This window comes from Bacillus sp. REN16, assembly GCF_020731355.1.
In the GTDB taxonomy this organism is placed as follows: Bacteria; Bacillota; Bacilli; order Bacillales; family Bacillaceae_L; genus Ferdinandcohnia.
This window is the reverse complement of the sequence record NZ_JAJFZK010000021.1, coordinates 31,515-45,274: the sequence shown is the minus strand read 5'-3', so window position 1 is coordinate 45,274 and position 13,760 is coordinate 31,515. Positions and strand designations below refer to the sequence as shown.

12 protein-coding genes and 1 riboswitch are annotated in these 13,760 nt (G+C 41.1%); of the genes, 10 read left to right on the top strand and 2 right to left on the bottom strand.

Annotated features, from left to right (window positions below; all coding sequences use genetic code 11):
- Positions 1-253: 253 nt before the first annotated feature.
- The 5 genes from pqqB (at position 254) to LKW28_RS20225 (ending at position 5,303) form a co-directional block, all read left to right on the top strand.
- A complete protein-coding gene (pqqB, locus tag LKW28_RS20245) occupies positions 254-1,159 on the top strand; it encodes a pyrroloquinoline quinone biosynthesis protein PqqB (RefSeq protein ID WP_324255055.1) in 906 nt (301 codons plus the stop codon).
- Positions 1,160-1,161: 2 nt separating this feature from the next.
- Positions 1,162-1,896 carry a pyrroloquinoline-quinone synthase PqqC gene (gene pqqC / locus LKW28_RS20240; protein WP_229142235.1) on the top strand — a complete coding sequence of 245 codons (735 nt, stop codon included), beginning with the start codon at positions 1,162-1,164 and terminating at the stop codon, positions 1,894-1,896.
- The gene (gene pqqD, locus LKW28_RS20235) at positions 1,844-2,218 is read left to right on the top strand and encodes a pyrroloquinoline quinone biosynthesis peptide chaperone PqqD (RefSeq protein WP_324255054.1); all 375 of its coding nucleotides are present in this window, start codon (positions 1,844-1,846) and stop codon (positions 2,216-2,218) included. The genes pqqC and pqqD overlap by 53 nt, the downstream gene beginning before the upstream one ends.
- Entirely contained in the window at positions 2,196-3,302 is a 1,107-nt protein-coding gene (pqqE, locus tag LKW28_RS20230; RefSeq protein ID WP_229142233.1) for a pyrroloquinoline quinone biosynthesis protein PqqE, read from the top strand. Before pqqD ends, pqqE begins: the two co-directional genes overlap by 23 nt.
- Before the next feature lie 738 nt (positions 3,303-4,040).
- Positions 4,041-5,303 carry an MFS transporter gene (locus tag LKW28_RS20225; RefSeq protein WP_229142232.1) on the top strand — a complete coding sequence of 421 codons (1,263 nt, stop codon included), beginning with the start codon at positions 4,041-4,043 and terminating at the stop codon, positions 5,301-5,303.
- Positions 5,304-5,342: 39 nt separating this feature from the next.
- Here LKW28_RS20225 and LKW28_RS20220 read toward each other — a convergent pair whose 3' ends face one another.
- Positions 5,343-6,434: a DUF1648 domain-containing protein gene (locus LKW28_RS20220; protein ID WP_229142231.1), complete on the bottom strand. Its 1,092-nt coding sequence runs from the start codon at positions 6,432-6,434 to the stop codon at positions 5,343-5,345.
- On the bottom strand, positions 6,434-6,829 hold the full coding sequence (locus LKW28_RS20215) for a GntR family transcriptional regulator (protein ID WP_229142230.1): 396 nt from the start codon (positions 6,827-6,829) through the stop codon (positions 6,434-6,436). Before LKW28_RS20215 ends, LKW28_RS20220 begins: the two co-directional genes overlap by 1 nt.
- 142 nt (positions 6,830-6,971) lie before the next feature.
- Positions 6,972-7,073, top strand: a riboswitch (purine riboswitch).
- Positions 7,074-7,174: 101 nt separating this feature from the next.
- On the opposite strand from LKW28_RS20215, the gene LKW28_RS20210 reads away from it, so the two are divergent.
- From LKW28_RS20210 to LKW28_RS20190, 5 genes are all read left to right on the top strand, one after another.
- Complete coding sequence (locus LKW28_RS20210) at positions 7,175-8,467, top strand: NCS2 family permease (protein ID WP_229142229.1); 1,293 nt, start codon at positions 7,175-7,177, stop codon at positions 8,465-8,467.
- Between the two features lie 127 nt (positions 8,468-8,594).
- Positions 8,595-9,284 (top strand): response regulator transcription factor, encoded by a 690-nt coding sequence (locus LKW28_RS20205; protein WP_229142228.1) that lies wholly within the window; start codon positions 8,595-8,597, stop codon positions 9,282-9,284.
- A 1-nt stretch (position 9,285) separates the two neighbouring features.
- Positions 9,286-10,290, top strand: a complete 1,005-nt coding sequence (locus tag LKW28_RS20200) for a sensor histidine kinase (RefSeq protein ID WP_229142227.1) — start codon at positions 9,286-9,288, stop codon at positions 10,288-10,290.
- A 105-nt stretch (positions 10,291-10,395) separates the two neighbouring features.
- Entirely contained in the window at positions 10,396-11,079 is a 684-nt protein-coding gene (locus tag LKW28_RS20195) for an ABC transporter ATP-binding protein (RefSeq protein WP_229142226.1), read from the top strand.
- Positions 11,076-13,667: an ABC transporter permease gene (locus LKW28_RS20190; protein ID WP_229142225.1), complete on the top strand. Its 2,592-nt coding sequence runs from the start codon at positions 11,076-11,078 to the stop codon at positions 13,665-13,667. Before LKW28_RS20195 ends, LKW28_RS20190 begins: the two co-directional genes overlap by 4 nt.
- Positions 13,668-13,760 lie beyond the last annotated feature (93 nt).

Genomic DNA, 13,760 nt, shown 5'->3' with positions numbered 1-13,760 from the left:
CCACATCCTGTGGCAACGTCTTCATGACCCACATCGTGTGGGCCTAAAAATCGGGCGCAAATACGCCAAGGCGCATTTGATTATTCCGTTTTGTTCATAATAGACGTTCAAAGATTAAAGGGGGTGAATAGCATGTGGATCATTCCTGAGTATGAAGTGATTAATACGGCTGCTGAGGTGACTATGTATTCCTACATCCGCGAGTAGGAAAAGTGGAAGTACATTTAAGTCAAATTGAAGGGATGGAAGCAAAATTCGAATCAGGGTTTTAGGCGTAGCTGCGGGAGGAGGTTTTCCGCAATGGAATTGTGCATGTCCCAATTGCCGCGATGTACGGGGTGGGGACACTGCACTGAAACCGATGTTACAATCCTCCCTTGCCATTAGTCCGAATGAAAAGGATTGGTATCTCGTCAATGCGGGTCCGGATGTAAGCAGACAGATTGAAACCTTTTCTGCACTGCATGCGGGCCCTGGAATTAGGGAAACACCGCTTGCTGGTGTGATTTTAACCGATGCAGAGCTTGACCACTCAATCGGTTTATTGTCGTTAAGGGAAGGATCCCATTTAACGATATATGGGACGGAAACGGTGCGGAAATGTTTAGACACCTCGTTTCCGGTCATTCCGATGCTGAAAAATTATTGCTCATGGGAATGGCAGACACTTGCTCCAGATGTGAAAGAACGAATCGGGGATTCAATCCTCATTGAGACTGTACCTGTTTCAAGAAAGCCACCGCTTTATGCCAAGTCAGATAATGAAGAATCTGAAGGAGTCTGGGAGGTGGGCTTACTTTTCCAAAATGAAAGGTCCGGCAAATGTGTGGCGTATTTTCCGACATTAGATACGGTGACATCAGAAATTGAGTCTGCTTTACATAAGGCAGATATTTTGTTGGTGGATGGAACGTTTTGGTCTGAGGATGAATTGGTTTCATTGGGAGCAACAAAGCGAAACGCAAGAGATATGGGACACCTGCCAATTAGTGGCCCGTCAGGCATTATAGAGAAATTAGCTTCTTTTTCCGCTGAACGAAAAATATTGATCCACATTAACAATAGCAATCCTATCTTGAAAAAAGGGTCAAAGGAATCAGAACTATTGAAACATCACGGAATTGAGATTGCCTATGAAGGTATGGAAGTGGAGGTTTGATTATGCCACAACAAGGAGGGTTAGCAGGGGTGTCTCATGATACGGGAAAGCCATGGTCTCGAGAGGATTTTAAAGAAAGATTAATCGCTGTCGGGCGGTCTTCCTATCATGACAAACACCCCTTTCACGTGGCGATGCACGAAGGAACATTAAGTCGCGAGCAAATCCGCGGCTGGGTAGCGAACCGATATTATTACCAAAAGTCTGTCCCGATTAAGGATGCGGTTATTTTATCGAAGCTTCCGACAAGGGAATATCGGTGTGAATGGATTCAGCGCATTATTGATCATGATGGTAACCATGAGCAAGAGGGAGGAATCGAGGCATGGTTACGACTTGGAGAAGTGGTGGGGCTATCCCGTGAAGAGGTGTTAAGTGAGGAACATGTGGTACCAGCCGTCCGATTTTCCGTCGATGCTTATGTGAATTTTGCAAAGGAAAAACCGTGGCTTGAGGCTGTTGCTTCTTCATTGACTGAACTGTTTTCTCCCATTTTGATTTCAGAGCGGATAAAAATACTTGAGCGGTTGTATCCGTGGATTGACCGTTCCGGACTCGGGTATTTCAGAAATCGATTAACGCAGGCCCCAAGAGACACAGAATTTGCACTTAACGTAGTACTGGATTCCTGTAAGACGTTAAAGGAGCAACAGCTGGCGGTTTCGGCTTTACAATTTAAGTGCGATGTCCTTTGGGCACAGCTGGATGCAATCGAAAAAGCTTTTCCTAACCAATAAAGGATGGTGGTGGGGTATTTTGACTAGCAGTTTTCCAAAACTTGCACAAAAGGGGCGACTGAAATTCGATAAGGTAAGAGAAAAGCATCTCCTTTTGTTGCCAGAAAAGGTGGTGGTTTTGAACGAAACTGCCGCATCGATTCTTGCGCTTTGTGACGGAAATGAATCCATTCACACCATCACCGAAAAAATGAGAAATTCGCTAGAGTCAGAGAACAGACCGGAATTTGAAACGATGATGGCGGATATCACGAATTTTATTTTGAAAATGGTGGACGAAGGATGGGTGGTGGTGCAGGATGCTAGAGTCAAAGAAACTTAGGGTGCAACCGCCGTTTTCGTTACTTGCTGAGCTAACGCATCGTTGCCCGCTGCATTGTCCGTATTGCTCAAATCCGATTGAAATGACATTAAAGGAAATGGAGCTGTCAACAGGGGATTGGCTCAGGGTCTTATCGGAGGCGGCAGACCTTGGGGTGGTTGAGGTTCATTTTTCTGGCGGTGAGCCACTATTATGGCCGGACCTAGATGAGCTCATCGAACATGCGAGTTCACTAGAAATGTACACAAATCTGATTACGAGCGGGATTGGATTAACAGAGGAAAAGGCTTTGCGATTAAAGGAAGCTGGGTTAGCCAATGTTCAGATCAGCTTTCAAGCAGGAGAAGCAGAGCTTTCGGATAGAATCGGTGGATTTAAAGCATTTGAAAAGAAGCGGAAGGCCGTCGAAGCGGTTAAACGTACGGGAATGCACTTATCGTTAAATGTCGTCTTACACCGGTTAAATATTGATACGTTGGATGAGATCATTACGTTTGCCCATGAAATGGGAGCAGAGCGGTTAGAGTTAGCAAATACACAGTTTTATAATTGGGCCTTGCTCAACAGGGAACGGCTCATGCCGAGTAAAGAGAAGATCGAGCGGGCAAGTGAGATTTACGAGTCAGCAAGAGCGCGGTTCGGAAAAGAAATGGAAATCATATGGGTTATTCCTGATTATTATGAATCAACACCAAAGCCTTGTATGGGTGGATGGGGAGCGATTGCACTAACGGTAGCACCAAATGGAGATGTCCTTCCATGCCCTACGGCCGGGATGATTGAAGGAATCTCTTTTGAAAATGTGCGTCAGCGAGCATTAAATGATATTTGGTATGAATCGAATTCGTTTAATCGATTTCGAGGGGATGAATGGCTGCCGGAAACGTGCCGGTCGTGTGACATGCTGCATCAAGACGGCGGCGGGTGCCGATGTCAGGCGTTTGCCCTGACTGGAGATGCGGGAGCAACCGATCCCGTCTGTCACTTGGCGCCAGATCATCATATTGTTGAAAAAGCAGTTCAGGAGGCAAATAATAAGTTGGTTGAGGAACGCGAACCGCTGATTTATCGAAAAATAAAGTAAAAAACCAGATACTAATGGCCATTTTTATAAAATGCCTTTGGTATCTTTTTTTAATGAAAGTGTGGAATTTTTTATTGGGGTTTGTGAAGGGGAAAACGGGGTGGGGATCGCGTCTGAATCCTCTTCATCGGGGTTATGAAGGGGAAAACGAGGTGGGGATCTCGTCCAAATCCGTTTCATCGAAGTTATGAAGGGGAAAACGAGGTGGGAATCTAGGGCAAACCCTCTTCATCGGAGATATGAAGAGGAAAACGAGGTGGGGATCTTGGTCAAATCCTTTTCATCGGAGATATGAAGAGGAATACGAGTTGAGAATTTCGTGGAAATCCATTTCATCGGAGTTATGAAGGGGAAAACGAGCTAGGTATCACTGCAAAATCCTCTTCATCCCGGAAATGAAAGCTCGAACATCGCTGGTCCTCCCCCGGAAAGTCCTTCATCGCGTAATGAAAGCCCGAACGCCGCGAGCCCGCCATCGGAAAGTCCTTCATAGCCGTTATGAAGTCCCGAACACCGCCATCCTGCCCCCGGAAGGTCCTTCAACGGTGCTATGAAAGCCCAAACACCGCAACCCCCACACCTAAAAGTCCTTCATGCAAAATTAAAAACCAAATTCCTTACACACACACCATCCTGTGAATAATTACCACTCCACTTTGGAAGGCTTTTAAATAGACACTTCAATTTCCTATTTTGTCCAAATCCTAAACAAATTCTGCATACTAAAGTGGTGAAAAAATGCTAATTAGAGAAGACAATCCCAATAAAATACATCCAGTGGTCAAAAAGCTGATGCTGGTCAACACGATACGCAGCATTGGACAAGGCATGATGGTGGTTGTGCTAGCTCTGTACCTTGACGCTTTAGGGTGGAGCGCTGTGACAATCGGTGCGGTGCTTGCAGCTGGCGGGTTGCTTGGGGTCTTCCTTGCGCCGTTGATTGGTGTAATCAGCGACCGAAAAGGCAGGAAACCCTTTATCCTTATTTCCGAGCTGTTAACCGCGGGATGTGCTTTGATTGGAATCATGACAACCAATCCGATTCTTTTGTTCATCGCCATCACATTTTCTGGTTTTGGAAAAGCAGATGCCGGTTCGGCAAGTCCATTTGCCCCAGCAGAACAAGCTTGGCTTGCGGCCTTTATCAAACCGTCTGAACGCGGAAAAATTTATAGCCTGAATAATGCACTTAGTTTTTTCGGGATGGCGACAGGTGCGGTGCTTGTCGGAACGATGAGCATTGGGGAATTTGCTCCCCAAGCTTCTACCTACCAGCTTGCCTTTTATGTTACTTTTGCCTTGTCGCTTGTGACGACCTCAATTATTTTAACGATTTCGAGTGAAACCGAAACGCGAGTCATACAGAAGCAGCCGTTGGACAAGCAACACAGAATCAAAGACCAAAAAATTACCAAGGAAGAAAATACAGCCATTTTAAAACTAGCAGGGATCAATGTTTTGAATGGAATTGCAATTGGATTGACAGGACCGATGATGGCTTATTGGTTTTCTGTAAAATTTGGGGTGAGCAGCGTTCAAATTGGCAGCACATTAGCCTTAACATTTTTCGCAACCGGGATGACTTCAATTTTTCAGGCAAGGATTTCGCACAAGCATGGCACAGTTCATTCAATCGTAATGGTCCGTTTCATGGCGTGCCTTCTTTTAGTATTAATGCCGCTGTTTTCTTCATATGCGCTCGTTTCGATTATTTATATTCTACGAACTGCCTTAAATCGAGGTTCACAAGGAGCACAACAAGCATTAAGTGTGAGCCTTACCCGAGGTCACCGCAGTGGCTTTGCATCGAGCATTAATCTTCTTTCAATGAGGCTGCCCATGTCGATCGGCCCATATATAGCGGGCTACCTTTTTGGATTAGGTGCCTTGGCCGTTCCTTTTTATATTGCAGCTGGCCTTCAAGGAAGCTTCGCTTATTTTTACGGCAGGATCTTCAGCGCCTATGAAGCAAAAATGAAGCTTAATCCTTCTTCAGGATGAAAAAACGACAAGTACCGATGAGTACTTGTCGTTCTTCTCTTATAGAAAACTAAACAGAATGATGATCGCTAGCGGGACTAGAATAATTAAATAGCCGATTGGGTTTCCAAAGTTGATCGTCATTCCAACCCCAAAGCGTTTTTCAACAAAGATGGATGGATCATTTCGATTAACATAAAAGAGTCCGCCGACCCAATTTGCATCATCATCATAATCCCTGATTCCTGCATTGGATTCATCAATATTAATTTTATCGGAACGACCAACTTTTATGGCAAAAATAACCGTAGAAACCAAAGTTACAACAAGGAAAATGATTGGAACTAACATGACAATTGTTCCATCCACGATGTCAGGGTGAATCGTTCTTAATTGAAAGAAACTAAACATCCCTGTTAATAAAATGGTCGTTAAAAACATGATCCAGCTTGTATATTTTCGTAAAGTAAGTTGTCTTGCTCGTGAAGCATTTGATGCCGTTGCACTTAATTTAATTCCAGACTTTTTCGTACCAATTTGAATCCCTAAAAACATAACCTGCATCACTAAAAGCATAAGCAGCGATGAAATAGCCGAAATTGGTGTTTTTTCAGTAAAGGCATCGGCTTCCCCGTTAGGGCCCCAGTGTGTTGGAATAAGTCCTGGAAGAAGATCGTATTGGGCAATTGAATATCCAATCATACCAACCGTAATAACCATCGGTACTAAAAACACGTACCATGGTAGCATTTCATCCTTCGCGCGAGCAGACAAATCCGCGATTTGCACCTGCTTCGCATTTTTGCCCCATTTCATTTTCTTTTTTAACTGAAGTGTTTTTCCATGAAAATAAAAATAGAGGGTGAAACTGAAAAGAATAATCGCAAATTGAATTATGGTTCCAATCAGAACCGTTTGTTCCTCAGAAGGGCTGCCTGTTAGTACCCATACAGCGTAGCCGGCCAAAGCCACAATTGATAAAAGAGATACGAGCAGGGCGTATTTCTTTTTATAAGAAGAAAGTTTTTCATCCTTGATATTTTTTTCAGGAACCGTAATCCCAAAGATAACCGTGCGCTTCACAAGAAAAGGAACAGCAGTTTGAATGCCAGCTAAAATGACTGCGATAATAAGAAAAATAGCTAAAGTCATCATAATACCTCCTTATTTGGTGAGTCTTTAAAATGTTTAATAGTAGAAGCAACTAAATCTTGAATTTGTTCAGTAGACATACCAACAACAAGGGACTCTGCAATGAGTAATTGATAATCTTCCTTTAAATGATCAAAGGAGGATTCGGTAAAATCTTGTGGGGAAGAGATCACCGCTCCAGACTTTGGTACGATTCGGATCATTCTCTTTTTCTCTAACTGGTGATAGCTTTTGTTGACTGTGTGCATGTTGATCCCAAGATCCGCGGCAAAAGTCCTCACGGAGGGCAGGGATTCACCTGGCTGAATGGATCCTCTGGCAATTCCTTCTATTATTTGATTGGTTATTTGCTGGTAAATCGGAACGTCGGATTCATGCTCAATTCGAATAATCATTTTCGATCCCTCCAATTCTGTGGGACAAGGCACCTGTCCCTATGTGTCTTCTGTTATACATCTATTATAACACATTTGTTCTATATTATCTATAACAAAAAAACTTCTTGACGAGATGGAAAATCATTGTTAGACTTTTTCCATTATATTAATATACTAATTTTGTATATGTTCGGGGATATGGCCCGATCGTTTCTACCAAGCTGCCGTAAAAAGCTTGACTACAAATGGTTTGTAAGGATATGAAGTATCCTTATATGCATTTGTTCATGCTTTGGTAGATCTACTGCCAAGGCTTTTTTTGTTTTGTAAAATAATTCATATCAAAATGGGGAATATAGACATATGAAAAATTATTTTGATTTCACTATACGACAAACATCATATAAGCAAGAATTTATTGGTGGATTAACCACCTTTTTATCCATGGCATACATCCTTGTCGTTAATCCGCTAGTATTAAGTGAATCTGGAATGGACAAAGGGGCTGTGTTTACCGCCACTGCGATCACCGTTATTATTGGATCATTGCTTATCGGGATTCTTTCCAATTATCCTATTGGGATTGCCCCTAGTATGGGTCTTAATTCATTTTTTACCTATTCGGTTGTTATCGGAATGGGAATTCCTTGGCAGACAGCATTAACGGGTGTTTTTGTTGCAGGTATTTTATTTGTTTTATTAAGTGTGTTAAAAATCCGCGAAAAAATCATTAATGTCATACCACAGGATTTGAAGTATGCAATTGCGGGTGGAATTGGTTTCTTCGTTGCTTTTATTGGATTGAAAAATGCGAAAATTATCCAGGGGAATGAAGCGACTTTTGTTTCATTAGGTGATTTTACGTCAGGGCCGACCGTTCTTGCGTTATTTGGCTTTATTATCACCTCTATCATGCTTGTTCGAGGGATTCGAGGCGGAATTTTCTATGGAATGATCATTTCCTCCATTGTAGGGATGGTCTTTGGGATCATTGAAAAGCCGACTGGCATTATCGGAGGTATTCCAAGTCTTGAACCTACATTTGGAGTTGTTTTTTCAGAGTTGCCTAATGTATTTACACCAGATTTAATTATTGTTATTTTTACATTTTTATTTGTTGGATTCTTCGATACAGCAGGAACATTGATTGCTGTGGCGAGTCAGGCAGGAATCTTAAAGGATAATAAAATTCCAAATGCAGGGCCAGCATTGTTATCAGACGCTTCCGCAACTGTTATCGGTTCTGTTTTGGGGACTTCTCCGACAGCTTCCCTTATCGAATCAACAGCAGGTATTGCAGCAGGCGCAAGAACTGGATTTTCATCGCTTGTCATTTCAGGATTTTTCTTTTTGGCTCTTTTTTTCTCGCCATTATTAGCGGTTGTAACATCTGAAATTACGGCTCCAGCCCTAATTATTGTGGGTGCGATGATGGTTGCAGAGGTGCGGCATATCGACTGGACAAAGCTCGATATCGCGATTCCGGCATTTACGACGATTATTATGATGCCACTAACATTCAGTGTCGCAACAGGGATAGCCTTAGGGTTCATCATGTACCCTGTTACTATGCTTGCATTAGGAAGACATCGTGAAGTACATCCGATTATGTATGTTCTCTTTGTAACGTTCATTGCTTATTTTATATATCTCTAAAAGCCAGGGGTGCTCTCCCTGGCTTTTCTGTGTTTAGATGAACAATTGGATTTTTATTTGATTGACCGTGGATGTTTGATAAAATAATCGGGAAATGGAATGTAAATAAATGAAATAAGGTGTTTCCGTGAAAATTTTACTAGTTGAAGATGACAAAACGATTGCTTCTGGTTTGGATTATTCGTTAAAGCAGGATGAGTATGAGACGATTGTTTGTCATAATGTGAAGGATGCCAAGAAGGCTATCTCTGAGAATTGGAATGGAATTGATTTATTTTTATTTGATTTATCTTTACCAGATGGGAGTGGCTATGAATTATGTGAGTTGGTAAAGAAACAAGGGGATAAGCCTGTTATCTTTTTAACGGCCTTAGACGATGAAGTAAATGTTGTCATGGGACTTGATATGGGAGCCGATGACTATATTACGAAGCCATTTCGAATTCGCGAGCTGCTGTCACGGATTAAATCAGTGTTTCGCCGCTATAATATGAATTCGGCTGTACAACCGAAGAACATCATTGAGATTGAAAATATCCGAATTAATACGTTAGAAGGTAAGGTTTATAAGGACGGGGAAGAGGTCCTTTTGACAGCTCTTGAGTACCGTCTGTTCTTAATTTTTGCAAATCATATTGGTCAAGTCCTTACGAGAACACAGCTTCTCGATCGAATCTGGGATGTTGCTGGTGATTTTGTAAATGATAATACATTGACCGTCTACATCAAGAGATTGAGAGAGAAGCTTGAGGACGAACCACAGAGCCCTAAAATTATTAAAACGATTCGCGGAATGGGCTATAAGGTGGGTGACTGACATGCTGCGTAACCGTGAAATCCAGTTCTTTTTATTTTTCATATCTCTCCTATCGCTTCTTGCCGTTGTGGCAGCGTATTTTCTGTTTTCTTGGGAAGTTGCACTTTACATATTTGTCTTATCGATCCTGCTAATAGGAGGCAGTTTATTTTTTACAAAATGGAGATATAGAGAAATTGAAAAGCTTTCTAGCTATTTGCGTAAAATCACAAGTGGAGATTACAGTTTGGACGTAAGGGACAATCATGAGGGTGAACTCAGTATTTTGAAAAGTGATATTTATAAAGTCACTTTAAAGTTATCTGAGCATAGTTCCCTTTTACAACAGGATAAACTGAAATTAACGAATGCGATATCAGATATCTCTCATCAATTAAAAACACCGCTTACCTCCATGATGGTCATGGCTGATTTATTAGGGGATGCAAAATTAGACGATGAAAAGCGCGCCGAATTTACAAATAATATTCGGGTTCAATTGGAAAGAATTGAGTGGCTCGTATCCTCTTTATTAAAGTTATCGAAAATTGATGCCGGAACTGTTCATTTTAAAAAAGAAATTGTGTATGTTTCTGAATTGATTGAGCGGGTGATTCATCCGGTTCTTGTACCGATGGATATTAAACAACAAGATCTTAAAGTGTACGGGGAAAAAGAGGTTTCCTTTATGGGTGATTTTAATTGGACTGCAGAAGCCCTGATTAATATTTTAAAAAATTGTGTTGAACACACACAAGAGGCAGGAGAAATCTCGATTTCTTTCTCTGAAAATGCTCTGTATACCGAGATAATCATTGCGGATAACGGAAAAGGGATCGCCAAAGAGGATCTTCCCTATATATTTAAACGTTTTTACAAGGGGAAGAATGCAGGAGAGGATAGTGTAGGAATTGGCCTTGCAATGGCACATAGCATTATTAAAAGTCAGCAAGGTGACATTGAGGTAAAAAGTGCTCAAGGAAAAGGGACCACTTTCATGATTAAATTTTATAAACAGGTTATCTAGCTGGACCTCTGGTTCGAAAGTGAATAAATTGTCACTTTAGGAGTCACTTTAAAGTCATTTTAGACAGATATACTGAACTCAACATTGAAAATATGGAGGTTTACGATGAATATTTTACAAATTGAAAATCTGTCTAAGGTGTACGGAAAAGGTGAAACAGCTGTTAAGGCTCTTGATAATGTGTCGTTTTCAGTGAAAAAGGGAGAGTTTGTAGCAATCATTGGGCCATCTGGTTCAGGAAAATCAACGCTTTTACATTTGCTCGGTGGCGTTGATCGCCCAACTAGCGGCAAGGTTCTTATTGATAATACGGACATTTATGACTTAAATGAAACTCAATTAGCGATTTTTAGAAGAAGGCAAATCGGATTAATCTATCAGTTTTATAATTTGATTCCCATTTTAACTGTAGAGGAAAATATTACGTTACCAATGCTGCTGGATGAGCATAAGGTTGACCCGAAGCAATTAGCGGATGTCGTAAAAATACTCGGTCTGGAAAAACGCTTGAACCATCTGCCAAACCAGCTCTCTGGCGGTCAACAGCAGCGGGTTTCGATTGGTCGTGCCCTGATTAGCAATCCCGCCATTATGCTTGCTGATGAACCGACTGGAAACTTAGACAGTAAGAACAGCGGAGAAATCATTGAACTATTAAAAATGTTCAATAAAACCTATAATCAAACATTACTCGTGATTACTCATGATGAGCGAATTGCCCTGCAAGCCGATCGCGTTATCTCAATAGAGGATGGAAGGATTGCGAACGATGAGGTGATTCGTCCATGAACATCATCAACAAACTGACGATTCGTCATTTGAAGGAAAATAAACGAAGAACGCTAGTAACGATTATTGGTGTAATCATCTCAGTGGCCATGATCACAGCTGTTGCCACTCTTGGTGTTTCGTTTTTAAATCTGATGATTCGAGATCATATTGCCACAAATGGAGAGTGGCACGTTAAATATAATGATGTCAATGCGGAACAAATCAAAAAGATTAATAAAGATAGTCAAACAAAAAAATTGATTCTTTCAAATGATCTTGGTTATGCAAGCCTGGAAGGTTCAGAAAATAAGAGCAAACCCTATTTGTTTTTTAAAGAATACAACACGCTTGGGTTTCAACAATTCCCGATTGAGATAGCTGAGGGAAGGCTTCCTCTGGCAAAAAATGAAATAGTGATATCCGAAGAAATTGCGAACAAAGCAAAGGTTGAATATGAAATTGGCGATAAGCTAACGGTTGACATCGGTCAAAGGCGGATGACTGGAGAAGAGAATCCGCTTGGTCAGAATTACTCCTTGCAATCAGACGAAAATGGGATTACGGAAGAACTGAAGACGGAATCCACAGAAACCTATACCATTGTCGGAACCATCAAACGCCCAACTTGGGAACCATCATGGTCACCAGGCTATACAGTCATTAAATACGTAGACGAAACCGCATTGGGCACAACCCATACAGTAGATGCAGTTGTCGTATTAGAGAAAGTAAAGGGCTCATTATATAAACATGCAGAAACGCTGGCCGAACAAAATGGAATCCAGTCCGTTTCCTATAATGATGATTTATTACGCTATTATGGAGTCACAGATAATGATAGTTTGCGAATGACCTTGTTTTCTTTAGCAGGGATTATCATGGGCGTAATTATTATTGGTTCGATTGCATTAATTTACAATGCATTTGCAATCAGTGTATCTGAGCGGTCTAGACACTTAGGAATGCTTTCGAGCGTAGGAGCGACCAAAAAGCAAAAGCGCAACTCAGTCTTTTTTGAAGGGGCTGTGATTGGTGCCATTAGTATTCCTATCGGCATTCTAGCGGGTCTGGCGGGAATTGGGATAACCTTCTCATTTATTAATTCCTTTCTCAGTGCTGCACTTAATGTCGCTGCAAAATTAAAGGTCATCGTTACACCAGCCTCATTATTAGTGGCGTGTGCGATCTCAATTATTACAATTTTTATATCAACATATATCCCAGCGAAAAAAGCATCCAAGGTGTCAGCAATTGATGCGATTCGCCAAACACAGGATATCAAATTATCGAGAAAAGCAGTAAAAACATCAAAACTGGTTCGTAAAATTTTTGGAATCGAAGCTGAAATCGGCTTAAAGAACCTGAAGCGAAATAAAAAGAGATATCAAGCCACTGTTTTCTCACTAATAATCAGTATTGTTCTCTTTTTAACAGTCTCATTTTTTACAGAAAATCTTAAAAAGTCCTTGGAGCTATCTCAAGACGACATTAATTTTGATATTCAAGTGATAAGTGATCAAATGGGCAAAGAGGATTTAATGCAGTTTACGAATCTTGATCATGTAACAGAATCGACGATCGTTCAAACAGCGTATGTAAGTGCTCCGATCGAGAAGGCTCAACTTCCAAATGAACTGAAAAAACACGTCGAAACAGACCCGACCTTGCTTAAAGATGGTAAATACAATTATTACGTAAGGTTATATGGTTTAGATAAAGAAAGTTTCAAGAATTACGCTGCAAAAGTGGGCACGAATGTGACGCAATTAGAAAATACAAATACACCGTCTGCCATCATTATTGAGAACATTAACTACGAGGATGGAGAGACTGGAAAATTTGTTGAGACTAAATCGATCCAGACAAAAGTAGGAAATGCGATTGATTTATATACGATGAGCTATGAAGAAGATGAAGAACCACAATTCATCCATACAATAGAAATCGCAGCCTTAACCGATCAGCTTCCTATGGGGGTTAATACGGGTGGACCAGGCGGATTAGATATTATTGTTTCAGAGGAAGTTTTAATGGAAATTGTGTCAAATAATGAGAAGGTAAAAAATGAAGTCCAAGCCGAATTATTCATGAACAGCTCAGATCCAATGGCGACACAGGAAGAGTTAGATAAGGTGACAGATTCTGGTACGCATGTGTACAATGTCCAACAGAGACGACAAGAACAAGAGCAGCTAGTCTTACTCATGTCCGTCTTTACGTATGGGTTTATCGCCTTGATTTCATTAATTTCGGTTGCGAATATCTTTAATACGATCTCAACAAGCATTTCGCTTCGAAAACGTGAATTCGCAATGCTGCGATCAGTGGGGATGACACCAAAAGGCTTCAACAAAATGATCAATTATGAGAGTATATTTTACGGGATAAATGCATTGCTGTATGGTCTTCCGATTAGCCTGCTGATTATGTATTTGATTTATCGGTCACTTGGAAATACGTTTGAATATGGATTTAATCTCCCATGGATGAGCATCCTATTTGTTGCCATCACTATCTTTGTCATCGTGGGAGCGGCCATGCTGTATTCGATACAAAAAATTAAAAAAGAAAATATCATAGATAGTTTGAAGCAGGAGAGTATTTAAAGGGTATCTCTTCAAAAATAGGCCTGACCACTACTGTGGTTAGGCCATTTTTAACGATGAAGAAACAAATCCATGGGGTGACCTAAATTGTTC

Bases quoted from the DNA above. Each gene is read 5' to 3' on its own strand.
- LKW28_RS20195 (WP_229142226.1), top strand. From the start codon at position 10,396: ATGAATATTTTACAAATTGAAAATCTGTCTAAGGTGTACGGAAAAGGT.
- pqqD (WP_324255054.1), top strand. From the start codon at position 1,844: ATGTCCTTTGGGCACAGCTGGATGCAATCGAAAAAGCTTTTCCTAACC.
- pqqC (WP_229142235.1), top strand. From the start codon at position 1,162: ATGCCACAACAAGGAGGGTTAGCAGGGGTGTCTCATGATACGGGAAAG.
- LKW28_RS20220 (WP_229142231.1), bottom strand. From the start codon at position 6,434: ATGACTTTAGCTATTTTTCTTATTATCGCAGTCATTTTAGCTGGCATT.
- LKW28_RS20190 (WP_229142225.1), top strand. From the start codon at position 11,076: ATGAACATCATCAACAAACTGACGATTCGTCATTTGAAGGAAAATAAA.
- LKW28_RS20200 (WP_229142227.1), top strand. From the start codon at position 9,286: ATGCTGCGTAACCGTGAAATCCAGTTCTTTTTATTTTTCATATCTCTC.
- LKW28_RS20210 (WP_229142229.1), top strand. From the start codon at position 7,175: ATGAAAAATTATTTTGATTTCACTATACGACAAACATCATATAAGCAA.
- LKW28_RS20215 (WP_229142230.1), bottom strand. From the start codon at position 6,829: ATGATTATTCGAATTGAGCATGAATCCGACGTTCCGATTTACCAGCAA.
- LKW28_RS20225 (WP_229142232.1), top strand. From the start codon at position 4,041: ATGCTAATTAGAGAAGACAATCCCAATAAAATACATCCAGTGGTCAAA.
- pqqE (WP_229142233.1), top strand. From the start codon at position 2,196: ATGCTAGAGTCAAAGAAACTTAGGGTGCAACCGCCGTTTTCGTTACTT.